Below are 24798 nucleotides of genomic sequence, written 5' to 3'. Positions count from 1 at the left end.
CGGGTGAAACAGCAAACACAACTTCGCCGTCGTACCGTTGATGAATCCGTCGTGCTGCCTCAGCAACTGCATCCACTGTTAAAGCGCCTGTATGCCAGTCGCGGGGTGCAGGGCGAGCAAGACCTCGAACGTAGTGTGAAAGGCATGCTGCCCTGGCAGCAACTCAATGGCATGGATAAAGCCGTTGAGTTGTTACACAACGCTTTCCGCGAAGGTTTGCGCATTATCGTGGTTGGCGATTTTGATGCTGATGGTGCCACCAGCACCGCGCTGAGCGTGTTGGGGCTGCGCAGCCTTGGTTGCCAAAATATCAGTTACCTCGTTCCAAACCGTTTTGAAGATGGTTACGGTTTAAGCCCTGAAGTGGTGGATCAAGCTCATGCGCGCGGCGCGCAAATGATTTTGACCGTCGATAACGGCATCTCATCTCATAGCGGCGTTGAACGCGCTCATGCGCTGGGAATTCCTGTGGTGGTGACTGACCACCACCTACCGGGGCCAGAGTTACCAGCGGCAGAAGCCATCATCAACCCGAATCTGGTCGATTGTGAGTTTCCATCAAAATCCCTTGCAGGTGTCGGCGTCGCTTTTTATCTGATGCTGGCGCTGCGCGCACATTTACGTGAATGCGGCTGGTTTGAACAGCAAGGTTTGGGGATTCCCAATCTGGCAGAACTGTTAGATTTGGTCGCGTTAGGCACCGTCGCGGATGTGGTTCCCCTCGACACCAATAACCGTATTTTGACCTGGCAGGGCCTGAGCCGAATTCGTGCGGGGAAATGCCGTCCGGGCATCAAAGCGCTGCTTGAAGTTGCGAACCGTGAACCCCAAAAACTGGCCGCCAGCGATTTAGGTTTTGCTTTAGGCCCACGTCTGAATGCGGCGGGGCGTCTGGATGATATGTCCGTTGGCGTGGCGTTGCTGCTCAGTGAAAACATCGGCGAAGCGCGCATGCTGGCCAATGAACTGGACGCGCTCAACCAGACACGCAAAGAGATTGAGCAGGGGATGCAGGCCGAAGCGCTGACCCTCTGCCAGCAGCTCGAGCACAGTAACGATGAATTGCCGTATGGCCTGGCGATGTATCACCCTGAATGGCACCAGGGCGTAGTCGGTATCCTCGCATCTCGTATTAAAGAGCGCTTTAACCGCCCGGTTATCGCCTTTGCGCCAGCAGGGGACGGCACGCTGAAAGGCTCTGGGCGTTCAGTGCAGGGTTTGCATATGCGTGATGCTCTTGAGCGCCTTGATACCCTGCATCCTGGTTTGATGCTGAAATTCGGTGGCCATGCGATGGCTGCGGGTTTGTCGTTGGAAGAAGCCAAATTTGAAGAGTTCCGTAAGCTGTTTGGCGAACTGGTGGGTGAATGGCTTGACCCTGCGCTGCTGCAAGGCGTGGTTTGGTCTGATGGTGCCATTACTGCGCAAGAAATGACGCTGGAAACAGCAGAAATGCTGCGTGATGCCGGGCCGTGGGGGCAGATGTTCCCCGAGCCACTGTTTGACGGCAAATTCCGTTTATTGCAGCAACGGCTGGTGGGTGAACGCCATCTGAAAGTCATGGTGGAGCCCGTTGGCGGCGGTCCGCTTATCGACGGGATTGCCTTTAACGTCGACACCACATACTGGCCGGATAACGGCGTGCGTGAAGTCGAACTGGCTTTCAAGCTTGATGTGAACGAGTTTCGCGGCAACCGCAGTGTTCAATTACTCATCGATCATATCTGGCCGATCTAGTCCCGTTGTAACCTCAATTACTTGGCTATAAGCCAGACAAAACTATAAAAAGCGGCGTAATTCCGGTAAACTTTCCGGTTTACGACCGCATTTTCGTCTTCTGTCATCAACATAAGATAATACAGACCATGTTTGAAATTAACCCGGTAAAAAACCGCATCCAGGACCTCACCGAGCGCAGCGACGTTCTTAGGGGGTATCTTTGACTACGATGCCAAGAAAGAGCGCCTGGAAGAAGTAAACGCAGAGCTGGAACAGCCTGATGTGTGGAACGAACCTGAGCGCGCGCAAGCGTTAGGTAAAGAGCGTTCTGCACTGGAAGCCATTGTCGATACCTTAGACCAAATGACTCAGGGGCTGGAAGATGTTAACGGCTTGCTGGAATTGGCCGTCGAAGCCGACGACGAAGATACCTTCAATGAAACCATTGTTGAGATAGACCAACTCGAAGCCAAACTGGCGCAGCTGGAATTCCGTCGCATGTTCTCCGGCGAATACGACAGCGCGGATTGCTATATCGACATTCAAGCAGGTTCTGGCGGCACCGAGGCGCAAGACTGGGCCAGCATGTTGATGCGTATGTATCTGCGTTGGGCAGAAGCGCGTGGCTTCAAAACTGAAATCATTGAGGAGTCTGAAGGTGAAGTCGCCGGGATTAAATCCGTGACTATTCGCATTCAGGGTGAATATGCCTTTGGCTGGTTGCGTACCGAAACTGGCGTGCACCGCCTGGTGCGTAAAAGCCCATTCGATTCCGGTGGCCGTCGCCATACCTCCTTTAGCTCCGCTTTCGTGTATCCAGAAGTGGATGACGACATTGATATCGAAATCAATCCAGCGGATCTGCGTATCGACGTTTACCGTGCATCGGGCGCTGGTGGTCAGCACGTTAACCGTACAGAATCTGCGGTACGTATTACCCACCTTCCGACCAATACCGTGACTCAGTGCCAGAACGATCGTTCGCAACATAAGAACAAAGATCAGGCGATGAAGCAGATGAAGGCGAAGTTATACGAGCTGGAAATGCAGAAGAAGAATGCTGAGAAGCAGTCGCTGGAAGACAACAAATCGGATATCGGCTGGGGCAGCCAGATTCGTTCTTACGTACTGGACGACTCCCGTATCAAAGACTTGCGTACTGGTGTAGAAACCCGTAACACGCAGGCGGTACTGGATGGCGATCTGGACAAATTTATCGAAGCAAGTTTGAAAGCAGGGTTATGAGGAACCAACATGTCTGAACAACAAGAGCAGGGCACCGAAGCGGTTGATCTTAACAATGAACTGAAAGCACGCCGCGAGAAGCTGGCTGGCCTGCGTGAGCAGGGCATCGCTTTCCCAAATGATTTCCGTCGCGATCACACCTCTGACCAACTGCACGCTGACTTCGACGCGAAAGAGAACGAAGAGCTGGAAGAGCTGGGCATCGAAGTAGCCGTTGCGGGCCGTATGATGACGCGCCGTATTATGGGTAAAGCGTCTTTCGTGACTCTGCAAGATGTCGGTGGCCGCATTCAGCTTTACGTTGCCCGTGATGATTTGCCAGAAGGCATCTACAACGAGCAGTTCAAAAAGTGGGACCTTGGCGATATCCTGGGCGCTCGCGGCAAGCTGTTCAAAACCAAAACCGGTGAGCTTTCAATTCACTGTACTGAGCTGCGTCTGCTGACCAAAGCATTGCGTCCGCTGCCAGACAAATTCCACGGTTTGCAGGATCAAGAAGCGCGTTATCGTCAGCGCTATTTGGATTTGATCTCCAATGATGAATCCCGCAAGACCTTTAAAATTCGTTCTCAGATCATGGCTGGCGTCCGTAACTTCATGGTTAACCGTGGCTTTATGGAAGTTGAAACCCCAATGATGCAAGTCATCCCTGGTGGTGCTTCTGCGCGTCCGTTCATCACCCACCACAATGCGCTGGACATCGATATGTACCTGCGTATTGCGCCGGAACTGTATCTGAAACGTCTGGTTGTAGGTGGCTTCGATCGCGTCTTCGAAATCAACCGTAATTTCCGTAACGAAGGTATTTCTCCGCGTCATAACCCAGAGTTCACCATGATGGAACTCTATATGGCGTATGCGGATTACAAGGACCTGATCGAGCTGACCGAGTCTCTGTTCCGTACCCTGGCACATGACGTGCTGGGTACTGCGCAAGTTCAGTACGGCGAAGAGGTGTTTGACTTCGACCAGCCGTTCGCAAAACTGACCATGCGCGAAGCTATCAAAAAATACCGCCCGGAAACCGATATTGCGGATCTGGACGATATGGCTAAGGCTCTGGAAATCGCAGCGGCTATCGGCATCAAAGTTGAGAAGAGCTGGGGTCTGGGCCGCGTAGTGACAGAAATCTTTGAAGAAGTGGCTGAAAGCCATCTGATTCAGCCGACCTTCATCACCGAATACCCGGCAGAAGTTTCTCCACTGGCGCGTCGTAACGACGAAAACCCAGAAATTACTGACCGCTTCGAGTTCTTCATCGGTGGCCGTGAAATCGGTAACGGCTTCTCCGAGCTGAACGATGCAGAAGATCAGGCTCAGCGCTTTGCTGACCAGGTTTCTGCAAAAGATGCAGGCGACGACGAAGCAATGTTCTTCGACGAAGACTACGTGACTGCTCTGGAGCACGGCTTGCCGCCAACAGCGGGTCTGGGCATTGGTATCGACCGTATGGTTATGCTGTTCACAAACAGCCACACCATCCGCGACGTTATCCTGTTCCCGGCTCTGCGCCCGGTTAAGTAAGTGGTACTCGTTCCTCCCTGCGTCACTGCGGGGAGGAACATCTTCTTTTCAGTTAATGTATTCCGAGGATTAGTTTGCGCAAGGAAAGCACAGTCAGAAAATGGTCACTCAACGCCATCGTCCTGCTCCTGGGCCTGTTTCTCGTCGCTTGCTCATCAAACAAAGCGAGCACTTCTAAAGCCTCTGCAGGTAGCTATAACGGGCCGGTTTACACCGTTAAACGTGGCGACACACTCTATCGAATTTCACGCATGACCGGCTCAAGTGTTGGCGAGTTGGCGCGTCTTAATGGCATTTCCGCGCCTTATACCCTGGAAGTCGGGCAAAAGCTTCGCGTTAAAGGCAGCTCCGGTTCTTCCTCGAAGAAAACGGCGGTGGCGAAAACATCCAAACCACGTTCATCTTCGACCAGCAGCGTAGCCAAAGTGGCAGCACCTCCTGTGGGATCAAAATGCTGGCGCTGGCCGACAACGGGCAAAGTGATCGTGCCGTTCTCCAATAGCGATGGCGGCAACAAAGGCATTGATATCGCGGGCAAACGCGGGCAACCCATTTACGCATCTGCCGCTGGCACCGTGGTTTATGTCGGCAACCAGCTTCGTGGCTACGGCAATCTGGTGATGATTAAACATAATGAAGATTACATCACCGCCTACGCCCACAACGAAACGACGCTTGTGAACACCAGCCAAAAAGTGGCTGCCGGGCAGAAAATTGCCACCATGGGCAGCAGCGGTTCAGATTCTGTGAATCTACATTTCCAGATTCGCTATCGTGCGACCGCCATTGATCCGCAGCGTTATTTGCCTCCTGCGGGCAGTAAACCTTCCTGCTAATGATTAAAAGCCAGAGTTAATCTGGCTTTTAATCAATCCCCTCGCGCTTGATCTCTGTCACGCATTACCCTGGTGCTCGGCGCTGTTTGTGTTCCCGAAAAAGAGCTGAGTCAGGCTTAATGAAACAGGGGAAACCGATGGTTTCCCCTGCTTAATAAAAACAATCGCTTAATAATCCATCACATAACTTAAAAGGCGCTTGCCAGTAAAAGCTGAACGTCTATAATGCCTACGCACTTCAAAGCGGGTGTAGTTCAATGGTAGAACGGCAGCTTCCCAAGCTGCATACGAGGGTTCGATTCCCTTCACCCGCTCCAAACTCAAGTCTCCTGAAGTCTACCAAACTCAATTTTCCCTTAATAAGTCAGCAGTTATAGCATTCTATTAGTCTATTGAACTCAATTGTACTCCCACATTGAAGTTAACTGCTCGTCAGGTTGAAACTGCAAAACCTAAAGAGAAGCTGCCCGCGATTGGCGTTTACCCTGATGTCTCTTTAGCTGAAGCCAGAAGTAAGCGTGAGGATGCTAAAAGGAGATTAGCGGCTGGCAACGATCCTTCTCTTGAACGCAAAATTGAGAAACTTAGTCGTCAACAAGACGCAGAAAACTCGTTTGAGGCTATCACTCGGGAGTGTTATCAGCGTCGCTATGACCGCTGGTCAGAGAAGGTCCGTAAAGTTCGCCAAAGGTGTGGAGAGGTCTGAACATAAATCGACACTCACTAGAAGAGGGCTGTGACACATACTGTTCGAGATACTAATGATTTACTTATAGATTTCAGCAACCCCGTGTAGCCTGTTATCCCCCGTTGTCGACAGGATTTTAAATGACGTTGCCCCTTGCTCATCAGTCTTACGAGAAAGCGTATGCGATAACTCCTCAAGCGTATAGGCATTGCTGGCAGAGACTACACCCATCTTTTGTTTCCCATCGGCATGATTAATTTCCTGAGCAGCAGAGGCGGCATTCACTGAAATAAATCCCATGACCAAAGTAGTAATAAGTAGTGTTTTCATATCTAGCACCTCATTTAACAATATGTTTGAAACTGGGTTTTTATCAGGAGTAACTTCCTCCGTCTGTATATTTGAATATACAGACCTAAGCTGTCATGAGGCTGACTGCTATATGACAAAATTGTCAGGGTTGTAGATGGGTTAATTTTTTTGAATACAGGTTCAGCTCGTTAATAATGCACTCAGGTTCTTCACGTAGAGGCATATTGTCTATGTCTAAAACTCCATCATTTTTTTGTGGATCATCAGTCTGCAGGTCTGCAAACAGTGGGGTAAGATCCTGCTGTGCTTCTCCTGGTATAGCCACCAGCTCGAACGTTTTATTTTTTGCCTCGTCGTTGGTTAGGGCACTGACCAGAACCTGGGCGATTTGCTCCCGGGATATCACACCATCTTCCGGTGTTCCCGCATGGCGACGATCTCCTTGAAGCATAACGATTCTGTGCTCATCATCATTGTTGTAATCAAACCAGCCGGGCCTGACGATGGTATAGGGATGACCACTGGCCCTGACCAGACGCTCGGCACGTCTTTTCCAGTCATGAACCTCAGTGCGTTGATTCCAGGTGCTGAGCCGTTCAGTCACGCCAATTGTGGTCATTAAGCCGATGCGAACAGGCGTATCCTTGAATATTCTTAAAATGTTACGCACACCGCCGTAATCTATCGCTCTGGCACCAATACGACCCTGGCCATCGGAACCGAGCGTGAAGATTATGGCATCAATATTTTTCGGCAAATCGGTGAGTGTTTCAGGCAGTGAAACATCGCCGTAAAAAACATCCGTTCCACGAGGAAGTAATTTTACTTTGTGCTTATTTCTGACCAGTGCCACGGGTTGATGGCCCATTTCAATAGCGCTATTCACGACATGAAGACCAATACTTCCTGTCGCTCCTGCAACGAGTATTTTCATGATAAACCTTCTGATAATTCAGACTTATTTTCGATATAGTCAGAATATCAATTATGATTGATATCAGTAACAGGGCTAAAATGATTGTGTCTATGAACACCCTTCATGAGTGTGCGATGAAGGGAATGCCTCCATAAGGAAATCACCGATGCTCAAAGAAAACTTCAACGAACTGCAAATCTTTCTTGTGGTGGCAAGGGAGCGAAGTTTTACCAAAGCAGCGGGTAAACTGGGCGTTTCTCAGTCTGCACTCAGTCACGCGATGAAGGCACTGGAGGAAAGGCTAAATATCCGCCTTCTGACCCGCACGACCCGAAGCGTTGCCCCTACAGAGGCCGGTGAGAGAATTATTGCCTGCCTTGAACCTCGTATTGCCGATCTTGAACAGGAGCTCGAATCGCTGGTTCAACTGAACGGCACTGCCTCCGGCAATATCCGTTTATCTGCCGGGGAGCATTCCGCGCGAAGTCTGGTATGGCCGAAGCTAAAACCCTTCCTCAGAGAATACCCGGAAATTAATCTCGAACTGGTGGTTGATAACGGCTTTGTCGATATTGTTGAGGGGCGTTTTGATGCCGGGATCCGCCTGGGCGAAAGCGTGGATAAAGACATGATTGCAGTAAGAATTGGGCCGGACATGAGAATGGCCGTAGTGGGAGCACCATCTTATTTCGCTGCAAATCCTGCACCTGAAACGCCGCACGAGCTACAAAATCACCGGTGCATCAATATGCGCCTGCCGACTGCCGGGGGACTTTACCATTGGGAGTTTGAGAAGGAGGGGAAACCGTTACGGGTCAGAGTGGAAGGGCAGGTAACGTTTAATCTGCAGGCGGAAAGGATTGATGCGGCGTTATCCGGTTTTGGCATTGCCTGTATACCTGAAGACAGGGTGCAGGATTATATAAAGTCAGGAGAGCTGATTCAGGTTCTGCAGGACTGGTGTCCTTCTTTCCCTGGATATTATCTTTACTACCCGAGCCGTAAACAGCATCCGCCTGCTTTTGCGCTGATGATCGATGCACTTCGCTACCAGGAATAAAGGGTCCGCCATTCGCTGCGGACCCGTTCGGGTGTTAACGGCCTACGCGAGCCTGGTGTTCAGGAGAGTAACGTTCGCCGACGATTTTAAGCGTTTCAAGCGCCTGTGTTATCTGCCGCGAGTCATCCTGCGAAAGAATGATGTCCGCAGCCCCCAGGTTTTCCTCCAGCCGGTGTAGTTTGGTGGTACCAGGGATAGGAACAATCCACGGCTTTTGTGCCAGCAGCCATGCCAGCGCAATTTGCGCAGACGTCACGCCTTTCTCTGCCGCCAGTTCACCCAGCAATGAGACCAGCTTTTCATTGGCTTCAATCGCCTGCTCGGCGAAACGCGGCACGGTACTGCGGTAATCATCCTTCCCAAAAGTGGTTCCTGGCTTAATCGATCCCGTCAGGAAGCCTTTGCCTAATGGGCTGAAGGGAACGAAACCAATGCCCAGTTCCTCCAGTAACGGCAGGATCTCCTGCTCAGGTTCGCGCCACCACATGGAGTATTCGCTTTGCAGGGCAGTGACAGGTTGTACGGCATGGGCACGACGAATGGTTTGTGCGCCCGCTTCGGACAAACCGAAATGTTTAACTTTGCCTTCAGCGATCAGGTCTTTTACGGTACCCGCAACATCTTCAATGGGCACATCCGGATCGACACGGTGTTGATACAGCAGATCAATGACATCAGTCTTTAGACGGCGTAATGAGCCTTCAACGGCTTCACGGATATGCTCCGGACGGCTGTTTAAAATCTGCTGCTTGTTGTCGTCGCCAAAAGTAAAACCAAACTTGGTGGCGATGACCACGCGGTCACGAAACGGTTTTAAGGCTTCGCCGACAACCTCTTCATTAAGGAAGGGGCCATATACTTCGGCGGTATCGAAGAAGGTGACGCCACGTTCAACCGCAGCGCGAATGAGCTCGATAGCCATACGGGTATCGGTCGCCGGGCCGTAGCCGTGGCTTAAGCCCATGCAGCCGAGTCCAAGAGCGGATACTTCGAGTCCGGATTGACCCAGATAACGTTTTTGCATTGAATGAATACCTCTTTTATCGCGGCTTAAACATCAAGTTTGCGGCCAGTCAGCCATTCCACCATCGCCGGGTCGCGGTGAGAGAAGAAGGCACTGGTTGCGGTGTCGAGGGCGGCAATTTGCAGCATATCTTCAGCGCTGAGTTCAAAATCGAGAATGTTGATGTTTTCTTCCATGCGTTCTTTTCGCACCGATTTTGCCAGTGAAACGATGCCTCGCTGGAAGATCCAACGCAGAACCACCTGACCCACGCTTTTGCCGTATTTCTGACCAATCGTCGTTAATACGGGATGCTGGAACAGACCATTCTTACCCTCCGCAAACGGTGCCCAGGCTTCCGGCTGAATACCACGGCTTTGATTCCATGGAACGGCATGCAGCTGCTGGTTGAAGGGGTTAACTTCAATCTGGTTCACCGCAGGGGCCACTTTGTTGAAGGCGATAAGGTCGGCCAGTCGGTCAGGATGGAAATTGCTGACACCAATGGCGCGAATTTTGCCTGCCTGCTGCAGTTCTTCCATGGCACGCCAGGCCCCGTGGACATCGCCGTAAGGCTGGTGAATCAGATACAGGTCAACGTAATCAAGTTGCAGTCGATTCAAAGAGCGTTCGAATTGTGCTTTAGCGCCTTCGTAATTGGTATCCTGTAGCCAAAGTTTGGTCGTTACAAAGAGTTCGTTACGGGTAATACCGGTCTGTTTCAGTGCGTTCCCGACCTGGGTTTCATTCTGGTAAGACGCGGCGGTATCGATCAGGCGGTATCCCGTATCGATCGCATCAATAACGGCTCTTTCGCATTCAGCAGCATCCGTCATCTGGAAGACACCAAAGCCCAGCAGGGGCATTTCAATACCGTTGTTCAGTTTTACAGTTTGCATGACGTTATCCTTCAGCTGTTGTGTTGGAAAAGCATAACGCAAAGTGATTTATTCGATTAGGTAGGGTAATTAGCTAGGGTTTATTAGATGTGTTCATTAATTTAGAGGGGCTGATGGTCGGCTTTGTGCCAACAGCGGACATTTTTGATTCAAGAAGCACTCTTATGAAGTGACCACTTTTTGCTGAACACTCAATGGCATATCTATATTACCCGTGGCGATTCAAACACATGTCATCTACCAAAAGGAACTCCCCTAAAGTATCAATTACAGAACGGCATATTTTCCTGTGAAAACCATCCCGGTACGTATTCACTCCAGGTGAATTTCCACAGACCATTTTCCTTACGAAGTTCAATACGATAATGCGCACCGTACATCCATTCACCTCGAGCGTTTTTAAACTGGCCGGGGATGAGACGACCAGTCCACATTTCTGCTGTTTTTCCGTCAGAAGCCAGGGTAATTTTCAGCGGAACACCATAATGTTGCATCCAGGGCCAGTGTCGACGGAATTCTTTGAGTGAACCGACGATACTATGCAATCCGCTGAGGGGTCCCAGCGGCGGAAAGAGCCCTTGTGCATCTTCGGTGTAACTGGTGCGGAACTGTCCAAAATCGTTCTGGTCGATCCCCCATGAATAGCGGGAGTAGGCCTCTTCTATCTGTTCTACTTCTGTCGATTTAATTTTATTTTCAGGAATACAGGCCCAGGGAGAGTCAAGTTCACTGACGAGAACAGGGGGGGCATCGCCTGGTCGCCACCCTTTTTCTCCCGGAGGCAATTTCCAGTCAGGGAAATAACGAGTACTTCCTTCTGCCCAGCTAATATTCACAAGAAGTTCTGCAATTTTCCAGGCATTAGCTTCAATTTTAAGCGTCACGCGCACCACTGCACCAAACATGGCGGAGGGGTTATATCTGACGGTCGGGCAAATCTCGCCATACAGATACGCACTGACCATTGCCAGACCCTGACCGTCATCTGCGGCGTAATAATTTGAGGTTACAAGATTAAGTGCAGAACCGGATTCTGTATCTTTAGCGAATGCAGAGATGACTGCTTCCAGGCCATTAATCATCCCCTTATGGCTACTTCTTAGCGACATACCTTTTGCGAAATAATGCTCTGAATCTGACCATCCACCGGTTTCCCATCCACGTCGAAAATATTCAAGAAAACTGAGTGCTTCTTTACGGCTAATAGACTGAATCATAGAAATCTCCGTGGTGATTAACAGGTAGAAAAATGGGGTAACACAAACTCGGCCATTTCCTGTAGTACCTCTCTTGCGGGACGGCGGGCTGGTTTAAGATTCAGGGCGACGTGAGACATCCCTTGTTCCTGCTGCTGTTCCCACAGTTGAATAAGGGCGTTTCGGCCCGTACGGATGCCGTTAAAATCCTGCTGCAGAGGGAGGTCAGGATTGTCATCCAGATCAAAGAATGTGGCGTAACCGTATGGCTTAAACACTCCTGACGGTATAAGCGAACGCCACCAGGAAATGAGCATTTTCATCTGTTCGAAGTTCCCTATGTGCCAAATCCAGCCATCGCTGTGCTCGGCTATCCAGCTGATGTCCTGCCTGGCGCGACCTACCACAATCGTGGGGATTTTCTTCCCGGCCGGTTTTGGCATCATGCTGAGATCGCCGCTCAGTTTTCCGTAAAACTCGGAGGTTGCTTTTGGGAAGTTCTTCTGTGTCAGTGTTTCAATGAGTTGCCAGGCATCGCGAAAGCGCGCATCGCGATTTTCAAAATCTGCACCAAAGGCCGGGTACTCAGTAGGCCTGTCCCCCGTCGACAGGCCCATAATAAAACGGCCCCCTGACAGAAAATCAATGCACACCGCCTGCTTAGCGGTACTGACAGGATCCCTTAGCGGGAGCACAATTCCTGTCGTGCCGAGCGCAATTTTCTTCGTGGCTGTTGCAAGTGCGCCCAGATACACGAGAGGATCAAGGATCTGTCCCGTGTCTCCAAACATGGGATCAAAAAAAGGCACATCGCGTAACCAGAGGCTACTGAAACCGGCATTATCAGCCAGTTGCGCAAGTTCAAGGTGATTATCAAGCGTTGGCCATGGCATCAGCGGGTAACTTTCGAGGGGCATGATGAAACCGAAAGTTAGCTTGCCTGGCTGAAACACACGGGAATATCCGGCATGCGATGAAAGAATTGCAGGTAATTGCCCCAGGCTGTCATTGAGTTTATTCATGATCTTATAGAATGCAGGGGCCAGACATCTCACTGGCCCGAGAAGAGAAAGTTACAGTTTTCTGATTTCAGTGATATAGGTAATGGCAGCATGCTCAACAAAGTTGGCCACGTCTTCGTATGCTTCCTGACCAATGGGGGAATCAAAAGCTGCAATCGCGTCTTCTATCGAATCGAACCAGAGTTCAGAAAAACCATCGACCGGTGAATCAGGGTATTTTTCACGATCAACAGGATTGAGCACATAACCTCGTAAGCCAGGAAGTTTGAGAGTGATAGCGGTGTGAACATCCTCCCAGTGTTTTACGAAATCTTCAAAGCTTTGACCTTTTTTGCGGGTGAGAAAACCCACGTGTTTGAAACCTTTTACTGATGTCATCATGTTCTCCATTGAGTTAAGTCAGGTGTTTAAAAAAGTAATTGAAGAATTGCTCGATCAAACCCGGATTCTGAGTTGCAGAAGCCCTCGCCTCTACACCATCAAGCATGGCAAGAAGCAGGCTGGCCTGCACCTCAGCCTCAGGTCCGGGTAAAAACTGTGCCGCGCTAAGTATTTTTCCAAGTGCAACTGTGCGCTCATGGAAAAGACCTTCACAGATTTCCGCTGTCACCGAAGGGTTCAGACTGCGCCCCGCCATTTCAGTGAGGCTGACGGTTCGGTCTCCTCCCCCTGATGCCAGCATAAGCCGTTGTACACACCAGGATGCCCACGCACGAAGCGTATCGTGGCTTCCAGTCGAAGCCCCGGCAGCAAAAATTGTCAGCACGTCAGTCGGCGGTTTAAAATAGTGACTAATTAATTGCGCCAGATAGGCCTCTTTACTTTCAAAAGCCGCATAAAAACTGCCCCGTGGTTTTTTGGCCTGAGCAAGTATTCTGTTTAAAGACAGGCTATCTGGTCCCTCGGCTTTCATCAGATGGATACCCGCCTGAATGAAGGTTTCACGAGGTGTTAAGATTGCTGAATGCTCTGGAATACTTTTTTCAGGCATACTATTCACCGTAAAATGGGTAATCGGTGTATCCATCAGCCCCGCCGCCGTAATACGAGCTTCTGTTGGCCATCGCCAGCGGCCAGCCATTTCTTATACGATCCACAAAATCAGGGTTCGCAATAAACGGGCTGCCAAAGGCGGCCAAATCGGCAAGACCATCATCAATCAGTCCTTCTGCCTGGGCTGGCGTCAGTCCACCTGCAAGGATAAGACAACCGTGCCAGATCTGCCGGAAATGCCGTAACAGGCCATTAAACATTACAGGCCCCTGCGCCATCAGGTGGACAAACGCGATATTTCGTCGGTTGAGCTGACGCCCGATATGCAAATAGGTCTCAGAAGTCTCCTCATAGGACGCCATATCCTGCAACTGGTTACAGGGCGACAGACGTACGCCCGTTCGACTGGCTCCGATTTCTTTAGTGATGGCATCGGTGATCTCCAGTAACAGACGGCTGCGCCCTTCAATCGTTTCTCCTCCATAACGATCTGTTCGTGTGTTAAGAACCGGGTTGATGAATTGTTCAATGAGATAACCGTTACCCGCATGTATTTCCACACCATCAAAACCTGCTTCTATGGCATTGACAGCGGCCTTTCGGAAATCATTGATTACACGGCTAATCTCTTCCGTTTCAAGGGCTCGCGGCTGCGTAGCGGAAAGGATTGTGGCAACTCCGTCATCGCCAGGCGCAAAACAACTCCCTCCCTGAACCGCAACTGAGCTGACCGGCGGCTTCCCGTCGGGCTGCAGACGCGTGTGCGAAACCCTTCCGACATGCCATAGCTGGGCGAATATTTTTCCCCCTTTGCCATGAACTGCCTGAGTCACGGGTTTCCATGCCTGAATATGGCTGTCAAGATAAATACCGGGGGTATACAGATACCCTGTACCTTCCCGGGAAACAGGCAGTCCTTCTGATACGATTAACCCTGCACTCGCTCGCTGAGCGTAATACAACGTTGTCAGCGCATCCGCATGCCCATCCGTGGCCCGTGAACGTGTCATGGGGGCCATCACAAATCGATTGCTGAGTAGCCCGTCAGCCAACGGATAACGTGTAAAAAGCTGTTTCACCGGCCCCTCCTTAGTTGTTCCAGCAGTCTGCAATAATTTGGTGTGAGCGAATCCGCGCGTCAGCATCATGGATCCAGGAGTTCACCATGATTTCATCTGCACCTGTCCGTCGGATAAGGTCTTCAAGGCGGGATCGGACGACGTCCGGTTTACCCCATACAGATTCACGCAATTGCGTAAGTACACGTTGTGCTTCTGCCGGATGCCACAGTGAGTCCATGTCATCTCTTGGTTTCGGGAGTTTTTTCTCCACACCACGGCCAAGATTCAGGAATTTTTGTAACTCAGTCGTGGCCAGGTGATCGGCTTCTTCCTGAGTATCAGCAGCCACAACGTTCACGCAGATCATTACATAAGGCTTTTCCAGCTTTTCAGACGGCTTGAAACCTGCACGGTAGAGGTCAATGGCAGCCAGCATGGCATCAGGCGCAAAATGTGAAGCAAACACCAGTGGCAGGCCTTTTTGTGCCGCCAACTGTGCGCTGAAAGTGCTTGAACCCAGTAACCACAGAGGAATATTCAGGCTCGCACCAGGGACCGCAGTGATACGCTGTCCGGGTTGTGGTTCAGCAAGATAATACTCAAGCTCTTCGAGCATTTCGGGGAAATCCAGCCCTTTCGAACGGCTTTCACGGCGTAAGGCCTGCAGCGTCTCATAGTCGGTGCCTGGTGCACGACCAAGGCCTAAATCAACACGGCCCGGATACAGGGTTTCCAGTGTGCCAAACTGCTCTGCCACGACCAGAGGGGCATGATTTGGTAACATAATCCCACCGGAACCAATGCGGATTTTTTCTGTTTTTGCCCCTATATGACTCAACAGTACTGCGGTCGCGGCACTGGCTATATCCACCATATTGTGGTGCTCCGCCATCCAGAACCGATGATATCCAGCAGCCTCAGCAGCCTGTGCCAGACGTACACTATTGGTGATGGCATCAGTCAGACTATGGCCCTCAGTTATCGGGGCTAAGTCCAGCAGCGAAAGCGGAATGCTTGTAGTGTTCATATTCATTTCCTTGTCCCCGGCATCCGGAGGCGAATCTGTTATTGAGGAAATTACTATGATTGTTTTTTATTCCACGATAAACCGGGTTACGCTCGCTACTATGCGGACATAGATTCAACAATGCGCACGCTAATTTGGGTTATCTTATGACTCAGGTCAGGTCAGGTCAGGTCAGGTCTGCGGTCTTCGGACAGCCACTCCTGCAGAATGAACTAATTACTACCTGGAGGAGGTGTAATGACTGAAGAGCAGATTCAACAAGCCAGATACCATGCAGCACGGGATATAGCCCACCGGTGGTTCGCCTTCTTTGAAGGTGAAACAGAAGAGATCACTGACCATCTCGATATCTTTTCTGAGGAGGTTATGCTGGTACATGGGGGAACACATTTGCTGGCGAAAGGGAAAATGGCAATGTCACACTGGCTCCGCCATCTCCCGTATGAGAAAGGTTCACATTTTATCAGGCGGATACAGCTGATTCGGCAGACGGAACATGAGGCAGATGTAAACATGGACATTGGATACCAGGCGGTCAGAGCTGATGGAGAAGTCGGTGGGGCGCTGTCTGAATACCGCACGACGGTTTCTTTTGATGACAATCATAATGCGGTATTCACCTTTTTGCAGAAAACCCCGCGCTATCCCAACCCGGATAACGTATTCCGTGATTCTTTCGCTGAAAACCGCTTACATTCTTTTATTGCTCGGTTGTCCCAGGTACTGTTGCTCTCTTCAGATGAGGGCATTAAAGCGATACTTCATGATGCAACTGATCGGGTAACTGGCTGTGAGCTATTTTCATTACTTAAAAATCTGAAGGCGATTAATATCCATGTGGAAAATATGGATACTGATTGTCTGGCCTGTTCCCTGGCAATCTCTACTCAGGAACGGATGTGGACATTGAATCTGGTCCTGACTGAAACAGCGGGCCGCTATCTGACAATCCGGCACGCGGCGCTGGACTTAAACGACTGACGGAAACTTATGCGCAGAACAGATCATCTAGGCGGTATTACGGCTTTTGTCACCACGGCCCAGCAAGGTAGTTTTACTGCGGCCGCAGAAAAACTGGGTCTGACCAAATCTGCTGTCGGGAAAAGTGTTGGTCGCCTTGAGGATCGTCTCGGACTGAAGCTGTTTCAGCGTTCGACCCGACGCCTCAGCCTGACACCGGATGGCGAGCGATTTCTTGCCAGCTGTCAGAGTGCGATAGACATCCTGGAGCATGCGGAAGCAGAACTGACGTCTCATATCTGCCAGCCTTCTGGGCGGCTCAGGGTGGATTTACCGGCGGCCTTTGGAAGGCAACGTATATTGCCTATTCTGCTCGATATTACCCGGCGTTATCCTGAGCTGGCACTGACCGTCACATTCAGTGAGCGGTTCGTCGATCTTATCGAAGAAGGGATCGACCTTGTCATCCGAATTGGAGAACTGGCAGACAGTAGCGGTCTGGTTGCCAGAAGACTGACAACACAAAAACTGGTGATCTGCGCATCACCAGATTACCTGCTTTACCAGGGCGAACCGGTTAGTCCGGGTGAATTGAGCCAGCATCAGTGTGTTGTCGGATTTCGCCGCAATCAGCCTATTTCATGGTTGTTGAAGGAGAGTGACGGCCAAATAAGCCGCTTTACGCCACCTCCGACACATGAATTTGGAGATGGTGATGCGATGCTTACTGCCACACTGGCGGGTGGCGGGTTATCGCAGTTACCCCTATGGCTTGTCGGTAAATATCTTGAGAGTGGTGAGTTGAAAGAGGTTCTTCCGGGGCATTCTGGAGGTGAAATGCCGATCAGTGCGCTTTGGCCGAAAAGCCGTCAATTGCTGCCTAAAATACGCTATGTCGTGGACACGCTGGTTAAGGCAGCAGAAGACGGCTTGCTCGACTAATTACGCCAGGTTTTGTTGGGTATCGGACCAGAACGGATAGTCTGTATACCCTTTTTCATCCCCACCATACATTGTCGCCCGGTTCACCTCATTCAGTGGCCAGTCATTTTCCAGACGTTCTGCAAGGTCCGGATTCGCAATATACGGGCGTCCAAATCCTATCAGATCAGCTTTTCCTTGCTGGAGATATTCTTCGGCGCGTTGCTTGTCAAACCCACCGGCAATAATCAATGGGCCAACATATGCGGCGCGGAATTTCTCAATAAATCCGGTGGGAATCGCCTGCTCGCCAAGTGTTTGCTGGTCACTCAGATGAACATAGGAGAGTGAGCGTTTACTGAGTTCCTTTGCCAGTAATAGCCAGGTTTCTTCCTCACCCTCAAAAGCATGCATATCAAATAAGCGTCCGAACGGTGCCAGACGAATACCGGTTTTACCTGCACCAATCGCGTGTGATATGGCATCAGTGACTTCCAACACAAAGCGAAGACGATTTTCAGGATCTGCACCGCCATATTCGTCCTGACGAGTGTTTAACCCACCATTGATAAACTGCTCAAGAAGGTAACCATTAGCGGCGTGTATTTCGACGCCATCAAAACCTGCCCGTATAGCATTTTCTGCCGCCCGGACGTAGTCGCGAACGATGTCCTTAATCTCCGCTACTGACAATGCCCGTGGTTCAGAGACCGGCACAGGACCAGGCTGACCGGTTTCATTGCGTGCATAGCAGGTTGAATTATTCGCTTTCACAGCGACTGAACTGACAGGAGCCTGCCCGTCAATTTGCAGACTGTGATGAGAAATACGACCAACATGCCAGAGCTGGATATATATTTTCCCGCCCGCGTCGTGCACTGCTTTAGTGGTCAGCTTCCAACCTTTAACCTGCTCATCGTTATATATTCCGGGAGTAAAGAGATAACCCTGTCCCTGCACGGAGATCTGAGCCCCTTCAGTGATAATTAATCCTGCCGATGCACGCTGCTGGTAGTATTTTGCCGTCAGTTCGTCTGCGGTATCACCCACGGTTGCTCGTGAACGTGTCATTGGTGCCATCACTACACGGTTTTGCAGTGTGGTGTCTCCGGCTTTGAAAGGTGTAAACAGCTTGTCCATTTCTTCCTCCTTTATTTAAAGAAACCATAATGGTGGCCATACTGCCGTAAGGGAACATCTGTATATTCCGAACAGATGTTCCATAAATTCTACTTTAGAGCGCAGGTTTTATTTCGGTTATGCCAGTCCCTGCTCTATCTGAAGTGTTTTCACATCACTCCGGTGTTTTAATGAAATGCTGATATATGCCAGAAGGGTGAAAATGACACTGCTAAGCACAACAGAATGCGTGCCGAAATGGGCGATAAACCATCCGCCTGCCAGCGAACCAATGGTGATTCCGAGGTTAGAAAATGACATGTAGAGGCTGTTGGCAAACTCCGGAGCCTCACTGGCTTCCCGCATCAGCCAGGTCTGGCTGACGACAAGCCCTGATGAGTGAAGCGCACCCCAGAATACAGTCAGAATGCACATCATTAGCGGTGAGAAACCAAAGCACCAGACCAGCAGGAAAAGCAATGTAAACAACAGCGGATGGGCATATGTAGTCATGACCACATTTTTTTGCAGTAAATTACTGAACACGAAATTACCGGTAAAGCCACAGACTCCAAACAGGATCAGCATTGCGCTAATACTGTTACTCTCCAGATGAGTAATGCGCATCAGGTAGTCTGCGACATAGCTGAAGCTCGAGAACATAGCGGCGAAAATCAGCGTAACGGTAGAAATTGTCAGCCAGAGCTTACCATTGCGTAGCACGGACAACTGACTTGAGAACGAAACTTTCTGGATTGAAGGCATTGACGGCATGAACAGCATCACCCCGGCAAAGGCCAGAACGCAGGCCATTGCGCCAAAGTAAAACGCTGCAGCCAGCGAGACATGATCGGCAATCAGCCCACTCAGGGGAACCCCCAGAACTAGTCCGATAGCAACTCCGGCAAATACAGTTGCAGCAGCTCCAGCTGACTTTTCTTTGGGTACTGAGTTAGCCGCAACCACTAGTGACACTGCGAAGAAAACAGCGTGCACTAAGGCAGGTAATATACGGAATACCAGCATCAGATTAAAAATATCTGTAGTGGCATAAATCAGGTTAGAGATCACAAACACCAGTAAGATGGTTAACAGAACCGTTTTCTTGTTAAACCTGGAAAGCATAAGGGTGATGAATGGCCCTGTAATCGCCACAATACTGGCATAAATACTGACCAGAAAACCGACCTGAGTTGGAGTCACTTTCAGCTGTGATACGAGCTTCGGTAACAGGCCAATGATAGCTATCTCTGTCGTGATTACTCCAAATACAGCAACAGACAGCGCCAGTAAAAGCAAGAAGCTTTTATTTTGCATAAAACACCCTCACAAAAGAACCGCAGATAAAGAAGAACGTCGAATTCGAATATAAATTTTTATCGACGAGTACCGGAAATATTTCAGGATAGGCATCATCCGTTAATTTGAGGATGGCGGAAACTGGCATACGGATGCTTCTGTGGAGACATAAATTCATCAATACAATTAGCTAATTGCATTTTGATTCATACAAAACCAGCAAAGAAATTACATCACTTCATATATTTGATGCGATTTAAAAAGTCCAGGGGCAGAGAACGACATTCCTTGCAACATAATTGAGACGCAATGGATAATCAAACCAAAATAGAACCAAAAATAATAAACATTTTAATATTAATTTTTTTAACTTAAGGCGAGGAACGTCCGCTGTTCGCTCAAAGAAGACCGTCACGTCTCCATTTTTTTTGAAAAAATTGATGTTTGTATTGAGCCATCAATAATGAAAGCTCAATACTATTTCGTCCTACTGCAGTTTTTTTTCTTTCAAAAACTGACTCACCAAATCAGCAATCTGCACATTATTGAGGTCAGAGAACGGGAAGTGAGTATTTCCTTTGATTCCCACTTCTGGCAGATGCGTCACGGTGACATCCCCGCCATGCTTGTTCACCACATCACGCCACTCCCGAGCCATTGCCAGGCGTACGCGCCAGCTGTCCTGCGCGGGCATGGCGACAGGTTTATCTGGAATGTTATCGCCGTAAATGATCAGAATCGGGATTTTGGTCAGTGCCATAAATTGCGCCATTGGCACAGGCTCACCCTTCAGCGTGTCGAACGCGCTTGGCATAGGGGCAGGGAGTTCTTTTTCGGGGAAGACAAAGCTGCTGCCAGGCTCGAAGGCGACAATGGCTTTAACCTTGTCGTTTTTCATCGCCGTGTACCAGCCTGGTCCGCCACCCTGAGAGTGGGTGAAGAGGATAGCGGGGCCGGATTTATCCGCGACGGCGGACATCGCATCAGAGATGACATTGATATCAAACGGCCCGGTATTTGGGGTCATCTGACGGAAATACTGGTTCAGCGCTTCTTTGTCGTGAGAGAACTGAACGCCCTTAAAATACTCTGGCCACACGCCAACGCGGAACTGATTGAACCACATCTGTTCATCCGGTTTAGGCGTAACAGTACCTTCTACAGTCGTACGTCCGGCGCTGCCCCGACGTGGCTGATCGACAAGATAAGTTGAGAACCCGCGACGCAGGAAGATGTTCTGGAACCCTTCGCGACCATCCGGCGTGCTTTCCCAGGTACGGGAGAACTGACCTGCGCCGTGCAGCATGACGATAGGGTATTTATGCGGATTCTCCGGGATTTGGTAGAACACAGATGCATGATCGCCATGGTAGGTTTGGCCAGCAGAGTCCAGCGGCTTCTTCGCGTCAAATTTACCAGGGGCGGTGTTGATAGTACCGCCAGCAGAAAAGCTTCCCTGTTCCTGAATGACCAGCGGCTCGGCATATACTGACTGAGCCACCAGACCACCCGCCATTACGCAGATGGCCAGCGTTTTTAAGATTGTCTTCAAGATTACATCCTCTGTTATGTTTGCTGTTCAATCATATCTGAGTTGTCAGCGTTAATTATTTAGCACCCCTGATTGCCCTTATTTGGCAGACTCATGAATGCGGACGATTAACTGCGTATTGTCTCTAACCAACTGGTGACCGTTTCAGTTGTTCTTCGCTCCTGGTCGCATTCAATGACCAGCGGTTTTTCCCGACGCGCAGTGGGGGCGAGACGGGCAAGGATGTCGTCGCTGTCTCCTTTACCGTAGCCACCGTGAGTAATGAAGGGGATGAGTAATTTGCCCGCAAGGTTGTGGCTGCTGATAAATGCTTGCACTACAGGCGGCACGCTGGTCCCCCAGATCGGAAAGCCTAAATACAGGGTCTCGTAGCGTGAGATATCTGCAACGCTATTTTTCAATGCGGGTTTTACTCCCCGCTCACGCTCATTTTTCGCCTGTTCAACGGTCTGAAAATAGTCTTCCGGATAAGGCGTTGCCGGTTCAATTTCAAACAGATCGGTGTTCAGGCTACGGTGAATGACACCCGCAATCACCCGTGTATTTCCGCTGCGAGAAAAGTACGCTACCAGAATTCGACTTTTACCCTGCACGTTTGCATTTCCGGTGGCAGCTGTCGCCAGGGAGACGTTCGCCAGCGTGAGCCCGGCAAGCGCGGTTATCAGCATTCTGCGGTTGGGATCATGCTCCATAACCAGCTCCTGTTAGTTTGCGAGGGCTTGTTGCAGCGCCTTTTCAGCTCGCGTTGCTGCATCATTTTCGCCATGTTCACGCAGAACCTGCGCCAGCTGGCGCAGCTGCGACGCCGTCAGGCCGACCCGCATGCTTGCTCGCGTATGCGACAGCAGTTGTGATTCGACGCCCGGCGTGGCCGCTAATGCGCCAACCGTTGCCAGCTCGCGGCTTTGCCAGTCGAGGTTATCGCGGGCGAAAATGTCGCCAAACAGATGCGTTTGCAGGAATTGGTTTATCACTGGGGCAAAATCAAATAGCGGGCCCTGGACGGGAGCGCCTGAGATTTTTGTCTGGTTTGCAGTACCGACACGGCGAAGCTCTTCCCCGACAGGGATAGGTGCGACCGGTTCTTTGCCCTCAACGTCTTCGATGCCACGTTGTTTACGTGCTTCGACGACCTTCATCAGTTCGCTAAGCGCATTCAGGCTACGGGGGAAGCCCGTATAGGCATAAAGCTGGACGAGAATCTCTTTGGTTTCGTTTATGGTGAGCCCTGCGTCAAGACCCTGATTAAGGGCTGCATTCAGCTTATCCATCTGACTGCTGGCCATCGATGCCGCAATCAACGGGATAGCCTGTTGGCGGGCTGACAACGTATCTGAAACCTTTTGTTCGTGGTTCACTTCTGAGGCTCCTTTATTGACGGGCGCAGCATGTACTGCGAGACCAAAACCAAAGGTCAGCAGTACCGCTGCCGCTAATGCTTTAATGGGCGTGGTATTGTTCATCTGTCACTTTCTCCATCCAGTTAACGCTTTTGCCATCCACAATCCCGGTTATCGCCAGATGCGTCATCGCGCTGCCGGGGGCCGCCCCGTGCCAGTGTTTGACGCCCGCCGGGCAAGAGACAACGTCACCGGCGCGGATAACCTGCACCGGCTGGCCTTCTTGCTGGGTGAGCCCAACACCCGAGGTCACAATCAGCCGCTGACCTGCCGGATGCGTATGCCAGGCGGAGCGGGCACCAGGCTCAAACGTGACATAAGCCCCGGAAACACTGATGTCGTTATCCGGTTTGAAGAGAGGATCAACCCGGACGCGACCGGTAAAGTTCTCGGCAGGCCCGTACACCGCATTCTGACTTCCTGCGGGGGCGATATGGACAGCAGGATTTTGCTCCGCTGCCCAGGATGAAAAGGTGAAGAAGGGCAGTAACAGCCCGAGGTAACGTAAATGTCCGATCATGCAAAGCGTCCTTATCAATGAAGAGGGAATTGCCTGCGATGATTTTATCGAGCGAGTAATGACGTCAGGCTGACGCCCCCCTGACAATTCTGTCAGTTAACCCTTGTCCCGACTCAGCGCTGGATTGAGCATTACCCGCCACTTTATCCGCTTGTATCGCAAAGGTGAGGCCAAATGTATTGATGCCACCTTCACTACGGGCAAAGACATCTCCCCGGTGCATAATGGCGACAGCACGCACGATCGACAGGCCCAGTCCATGATGGGTATCACTCCTGGATCGGGAGGTGTCGACGCGATAGAACCGCTCGAAAAGCCGGTGTAAGTGCTCTGGTGCTATCGGATCGCCCGGGTTTGAAACTTCGACACAGGCCTGATGACCTTTTTCGCTTAAGCGCACCGTAACCGTGCTGTTGGACGGTGAGTGTCTTGCGCTATTTTCCAGTAAATTAGCCAGTGAGCGGTGGAACAGTCGTCGGTCGATGTGCACGGTGACGTCGCCCTGAACATCCAGAGAGAGCTGTTTTTCAGCAAAAGAGGGTTCAACATACTCCGCTGTTTTCAGGGTTTCTTCTCTCAGGGACACCTGCGTAAGCTGGGAAGCATGTTCACCCGCGTGAGCATGCGACAGGAACAGCATGTCGTTAACTATAGATGTCATACGTTCAAGCTCTTCCAGATTGGAACCCAATAACTCTTCCAGTTCATCTTGCGAACGTCGGCGTGAGAGCCCCAGCTGCGTCTGGCCGATCAGATTAGTCAGCGGAGTCCGGAGTTCATGCGCAACATCGGCATTGAAGCTTTCGAGCTGCCTCCAGGCAACCTCTTGCCGTTCCAGCACGCCATTAAAAGATGATGCTAACTGCTGTAATTCGTCAGGTAATGCTTCGGTATTCAGGCGCTGACCATGGTCCCCGGGAGCGAGTTGCCGGGCCTGTTTACTGAGCGCCCTAACCGGACGAAGACCGATCCTTGACACGACGTATCCCAGTAAGGCGACAATCACGACGCCCAGTGCGGTAATGATCAGCAATGTCCGCGTGAACGCATCGAGTGTGCCCATATACGGCGTGGAGTCGATAGCAACCACATAGCGCAGCTCAGGCCTTTCACCGTTGGCGGGGATGGTTTTCACTAACAGAAACAGTGAGCATGCACCTTCTGATGCACCGGGCACTTTATTAAAGCCTTCCTGTAAAGAAGACCACTGAACTCCCACTGGTGGTGTTCCCCCGATGCTAAAGCGTGGGTTATCGCTCACTATCCAGTAGCGAACGCGTTCACCTTCAGAATTGGTTAACACAGTAAATTTATTGGCCAGCGTAGACCAGCCGTCAGCCGAGGTTCGGGCGGTGATCCACGGACTCATTAATGATTCCCGGAACAGCAGTTCGTTATGCATCTGCTTTTGCAAAGAATCATGCAAGGAGCTTCTGAGCAGGATGCCGATAACGGAGACAATCAGCAGCGCGGATAAGGCAAACATCAGCGCCAGATGAATGGAGATGGAACGCTTAGGCATGCTT

Annotated in this window: 24 protein-coding genes, 1 tRNA gene and 1 pseudogene; 9 read left to right on the top strand and 17 right to left on the bottom strand. The window is 50.7% G+C overall.

The features are described from left to right. Nucleotides 1–3 precede the first annotated feature (3 nt). The 6 genes and pseudogenes from recJ to M2371_RS12070 form a co-directional block, all read left to right on the top strand. On the top strand, nucleotides 4–1737 hold the full coding sequence (gene recJ, locus M2371_RS12095; protein ID WP_259267816.1) for a single-stranded-DNA-specific exonuclease RecJ: 1734 nt from the start codon (nucleotides 4–6) through the stop codon (nucleotides 1735–1737). A 128-nt stretch (nucleotides 1738–1865) separates the two neighbouring features. Next, nucleotides 1866–2964 (top strand): peptide chain release factor 2 gene (prfB, locus tag M2371_RS12090; protein WP_115627376.1). Its coding sequence is split into 2 segments (ribosomal slippage): nucleotides 1866–1940 and nucleotides 1942–2964, totalling 1098 coding nucleotides; the frame shifts between segments, so codons are not numbered across the junction. 9 nt (nucleotides 2965–2973) lie between these two features. Continuing rightward, nucleotides 2974–4488 carry a lysine--tRNA ligase gene (gene lysS, locus M2371_RS12085; RefSeq protein WP_034498219.1) on the top strand — a complete coding sequence of 505 codons (1515 nt, stop codon included), beginning with the start codon at nucleotides 2974–2976 and terminating at the stop codon, nucleotides 4486–4488. A 74-nt stretch (nucleotides 4489–4562) separates the two neighbouring features. Beyond that, nucleotides 4563–5324, top strand: a complete 762-nt coding sequence (gene actS / locus M2371_RS12080; protein ID WP_172893290.1) for an amidase activator ActS — start codon at nucleotides 4563–4565, stop codon at nucleotides 5322–5324. Nucleotides 5325–5567: 243 nt separating this feature from the next. Then, nucleotides 5568–5641 (top strand) — tRNA-Gly (locus M2371_RS12075). A 98-nt stretch (nucleotides 5642–5739) separates the two neighbouring features. Next, a pseudogene (locus M2371_RS12070) lies at nucleotides 5740–6027 on the top strand (integrase arm-type DNA-binding domain-containing protein); the annotation flags it as partial. 63 nt (nucleotides 6028–6090) lie between these two features. On the opposite strand, the gene M2371_RS12065 reads toward M2371_RS12070, so the two are convergent. Next, nucleotides 6091–6342 (bottom strand): DUF1471 domain-containing protein, encoded by a 252-nt coding sequence (locus M2371_RS12065; protein ID WP_259267815.1) that lies wholly within the window; start codon nucleotides 6340–6342, stop codon nucleotides 6091–6093. Between the two features lie 124 nt (nucleotides 6343–6466). Next, nucleotides 6467–7258: an SDR family oxidoreductase gene (locus M2371_RS12060; protein WP_259267814.1), complete on the bottom strand. Its 792-nt coding sequence runs from the start codon at nucleotides 7256–7258 to the stop codon at nucleotides 6467–6469. Between the two features lie 148 nt (nucleotides 7259–7406). Here M2371_RS12060 and M2371_RS12055 point away from each other — a divergent pair, with 148 nt between their 5' ends. Continuing rightward, on the top strand, nucleotides 7407–8300 hold the full coding sequence (locus tag M2371_RS12055) for a LysR family transcriptional regulator (protein ID WP_259267813.1): 894 nt from the start codon (nucleotides 7407–7409) through the stop codon (nucleotides 8298–8300). Between the two features lie 34 nt (nucleotides 8301–8334). Here M2371_RS12055 and M2371_RS12050 read toward each other — a convergent pair whose 3' ends face one another. The 8 genes from M2371_RS12050 to M2371_RS12015 all read right to left on the bottom strand — a co-directional run bounded on the left by M2371_RS12050 (nucleotide 8335) and on the right by M2371_RS12015 (nucleotide 15501). Beyond that, nucleotides 8335–9324: an aldo/keto reductase gene (locus tag M2371_RS12050; protein WP_259267812.1), complete on the bottom strand. Its 990-nt coding sequence runs from the start codon at nucleotides 9322–9324 to the stop codon at nucleotides 8335–8337. Between the two features lie 26 nt (nucleotides 9325–9350). Continuing rightward, the gene (locus M2371_RS12045) at nucleotides 9351–10202 is read right to left on the bottom strand and encodes an aldo/keto reductase (RefSeq protein WP_259267811.1); all 852 of its coding nucleotides are present in this window, start codon (nucleotides 10200–10202) and stop codon (nucleotides 9351–9353) included. Nucleotides 10203–10465: 263 nt separating this feature from the next. Then, nucleotides 10466–11419 (bottom strand): nuclear transport factor 2 family protein, encoded by a 954-nt coding sequence (locus M2371_RS12040; RefSeq protein WP_172893297.1) that lies wholly within the window; start codon nucleotides 11417–11419, stop codon nucleotides 10466–10468. A 17-nt stretch (nucleotides 11420–11436) separates the two neighbouring features. Beyond that, complete coding sequence (locus M2371_RS12035) at nucleotides 11437–12420, bottom strand: LLM class oxidoreductase (RefSeq protein ID WP_154153497.1); 984 nt, start codon at nucleotides 12418–12420, stop codon at nucleotides 11437–11439. Nucleotides 12421–12471: 51 nt separating this feature from the next. Beyond that, nucleotides 12472–12798, bottom strand: a complete 327-nt coding sequence (locus tag M2371_RS12030) for an EthD family reductase (protein WP_114683608.1) — start codon at nucleotides 12796–12798, stop codon at nucleotides 12472–12474. A gap of 16 nt (nucleotides 12799–12814) precedes the next feature. After that, a complete protein-coding gene (locus M2371_RS12025; RefSeq protein ID WP_259267810.1) occupies nucleotides 12815–13447 on the bottom strand; it encodes a TetR/AcrR family transcriptional regulator in 633 nt (210 codons plus the stop codon). Further along, nucleotides 13413–14492, bottom strand: a complete 1080-nt coding sequence (locus M2371_RS12020) for an alkene reductase (protein WP_172893300.1) — start codon at nucleotides 14490–14492, stop codon at nucleotides 13413–13415. Before M2371_RS12020 ends, M2371_RS12025 begins: the two co-directional genes overlap by 35 nt. A gap of 10 nt (nucleotides 14493–14502) precedes the next feature. Continuing rightward, on the bottom strand, nucleotides 14503–15501 hold the full coding sequence (locus tag M2371_RS12015) for an LLM class flavin-dependent oxidoreductase (RefSeq protein ID WP_154153503.1): 999 nt from the start codon (nucleotides 15499–15501) through the stop codon (nucleotides 14503–14505). Between the two features lie 237 nt (nucleotides 15502–15738). On the opposite strand from M2371_RS12015, the gene M2371_RS12010 reads away from it, so the two are divergent. Then, the gene (locus M2371_RS12010; RefSeq protein ID WP_172892848.1) at nucleotides 15739–16482 is read left to right on the top strand and encodes a hypothetical protein; all 744 of its coding nucleotides are present in this window, start codon (nucleotides 15739–15741) and stop codon (nucleotides 16480–16482) included. Between the two features lie 9 nt (nucleotides 16483–16491). Beyond that, complete coding sequence (locus M2371_RS12005) at nucleotides 16492–17403, top strand: LysR family transcriptional regulator (protein ID WP_154153509.1); 912 nt, start codon at nucleotides 16492–16494, stop codon at nucleotides 17401–17403. On the opposite strand, the gene M2371_RS12000 is transcribed toward M2371_RS12005, so the two are convergent. The 7 genes from M2371_RS12000 to M2371_RS11970 all read right to left on the bottom strand — a co-directional run bounded on the left by M2371_RS12000 (nucleotide 17404) and on the right by M2371_RS11970 (nucleotide 24794). After that, nucleotides 17404–18522 carry an alkene reductase gene (locus tag M2371_RS12000; RefSeq protein ID WP_154153512.1) on the bottom strand — a complete coding sequence of 373 codons (1119 nt, stop codon included), beginning with the start codon at nucleotides 18520–18522 and terminating at the stop codon, nucleotides 17404–17406. It lies immediately after the preceding gene. Between the two features lie 117 nt (nucleotides 18523–18639). Continuing rightward, nucleotides 18640–19818, bottom strand: a complete 1179-nt coding sequence (locus M2371_RS11995; RefSeq protein ID WP_232886868.1) for an MFS transporter — start codon at nucleotides 19816–19818, stop codon at nucleotides 18640–18642. 469 nt (nucleotides 19819–20287) lie between these two features. Next, on the bottom strand, nucleotides 20288–21352 hold the full coding sequence (locus tag M2371_RS11990; RefSeq protein ID WP_259267809.1) for an alpha/beta fold hydrolase: 1065 nt from the start codon (nucleotides 21350–21352) through the stop codon (nucleotides 20288–20290). A 107-nt stretch (nucleotides 21353–21459) separates the two neighbouring features. Further along, nucleotides 21460–22044, bottom strand: a complete 585-nt coding sequence (locus M2371_RS11985; RefSeq protein ID WP_259267808.1) for a flavodoxin — start codon at nucleotides 22042–22044, stop codon at nucleotides 21460–21462. Between the two features lie 12 nt (nucleotides 22045–22056). Beyond that, nucleotides 22057–22815, bottom strand: a complete 759-nt coding sequence (locus M2371_RS11980) for a carboxymuconolactone decarboxylase family protein (RefSeq protein ID WP_259267807.1) — start codon at nucleotides 22813–22815, stop codon at nucleotides 22057–22059. Further along, a complete protein-coding gene (locus M2371_RS11975; RefSeq protein WP_172893304.1) occupies nucleotides 22793–23272 on the bottom strand; it encodes a cupin domain-containing protein in 480 nt (159 codons plus the stop codon). Before M2371_RS11975 ends, M2371_RS11980 begins: the two co-directional genes overlap by 23 nt. Before the next feature lie 64 nt (nucleotides 23273–23336). Next, entirely contained in the window at nucleotides 23337–24794 is a 1458-nt protein-coding gene (locus tag M2371_RS11970; RefSeq protein ID WP_259267806.1) for a heavy metal sensor histidine kinase, read from the bottom strand. Nucleotides 24795–24798: the final 4 nt, after the last annotated feature.

The organism is Buttiauxella sp. BIGb0471, from assembly GCF_024807715.1.
Taxonomy (GTDB): Bacteria; Pseudomonadota; Gammaproteobacteria; order Enterobacterales; family Enterobacteriaceae; genus Buttiauxella; species Buttiauxella agrestis.
Note: the sequence above shows the minus strand (reverse complement) of the source record. Positions and strands in the feature narration are given on the sequence as shown.

Coding starts and splice junctions, on each gene's coding strand:
- M2371_RS12000 (WP_154153512.1), bottom strand. CDS start 18,522: ATGGACAAGCTGTTTACACCTTTCAAAGCCGGAGACACCACACTGCAA.
- M2371_RS12015 (WP_154153503.1), bottom strand. CDS start 15,501: ATGAACACTACAAGCATTCCGCTTTCGCTGCTGGACTTAGCCCCGATA.
- M2371_RS12040 (WP_172893297.1), bottom strand. CDS start 11,419: ATGATTCAGTCTATTAGCCGTAAAGAAGCACTCAGTTTTCTTGAATAT.
- M2371_RS11970 (WP_259267806.1), bottom strand. CDS start 24,794: ATGCCTAAGCGTTCCATCTCCATTCATCTGGCGCTGATGTTTGCCTTA.
- M2371_RS11975 (WP_172893304.1), bottom strand. CDS start 23,272: ATGATCGGACATTTACGTTACCTCGGGCTGTTACTGCCCTTCTTCACC.
- M2371_RS12005 (WP_154153509.1), top strand. CDS start 16,492: ATGCGCAGAACAGATCATCTAGGCGGTATTACGGCTTTTGTCACCACG.
- M2371_RS12065 (WP_259267815.1), bottom strand. CDS start 6,342: ATGAAAACACTACTTATTACTACTTTGGTCATGGGATTTATTTCAGTG.
- M2371_RS12030 (WP_114683608.1), bottom strand. CDS start 12,798: ATGACATCAGTAAAAGGTTTCAAACACGTGGGTTTTCTCACCCGCAAA.
- M2371_RS11980 (WP_259267807.1), bottom strand. CDS start 22,815: ATGAACAATACCACGCCCATTAAAGCATTAGCGGCAGCGGTACTGCTG.
- M2371_RS12060 (WP_259267814.1), bottom strand. CDS start 7,258: ATGAAAATACTCGTTGCAGGAGCGACAGGAAGTATTGGTCTTCATGTC.
- M2371_RS12010 (WP_172892848.1), top strand. CDS start 15,739: ATGACTGAAGAGCAGATTCAACAAGCCAGATACCATGCAGCACGGGAT.
- M2371_RS11995 (WP_232886868.1), bottom strand. CDS start 19,818: ATGCAAAATAAAAGCTTCTTGCTTTTACTGGCGCTGTCTGTTGCTGTA.
- M2371_RS11985 (WP_259267808.1), bottom strand. CDS start 22,044: ATGGAGCATGATCCCAACCGCAGAATGCTGATAACCGCGCTTGCCGGG.
- M2371_RS12025 (WP_259267810.1), bottom strand. CDS start 13,447: ATGGATACACCGATTACCCATTTTACGGTGAATAGTATGCCTGAAAAA.
- M2371_RS12050 (WP_259267812.1), bottom strand. CDS start 9,324: ATGCAAAAACGTTATCTGGGTCAATCCGGACTCGAAGTATCCGCTCTT.
- M2371_RS12055 (WP_259267813.1), top strand. CDS start 7,407: ATGCTCAAAGAAAACTTCAACGAACTGCAAATCTTTCTTGTGGTGGCA.
- M2371_RS12045 (WP_259267811.1), bottom strand. CDS start 10,202: ATGCAAACTGTAAAACTGAACAACGGTATTGAAATGCCCCTGCTGGGC.
- lysS (WP_034498219.1), top strand. CDS start 2,974: ATGTCTGAACAACAAGAGCAGGGCACCGAAGCGGTTGATCTTAACAAT.
- M2371_RS12035 (WP_154153497.1), bottom strand. CDS start 12,420: ATGAATAAACTCAATGACAGCCTGGGGCAATTACCTGCAATTCTTTCA.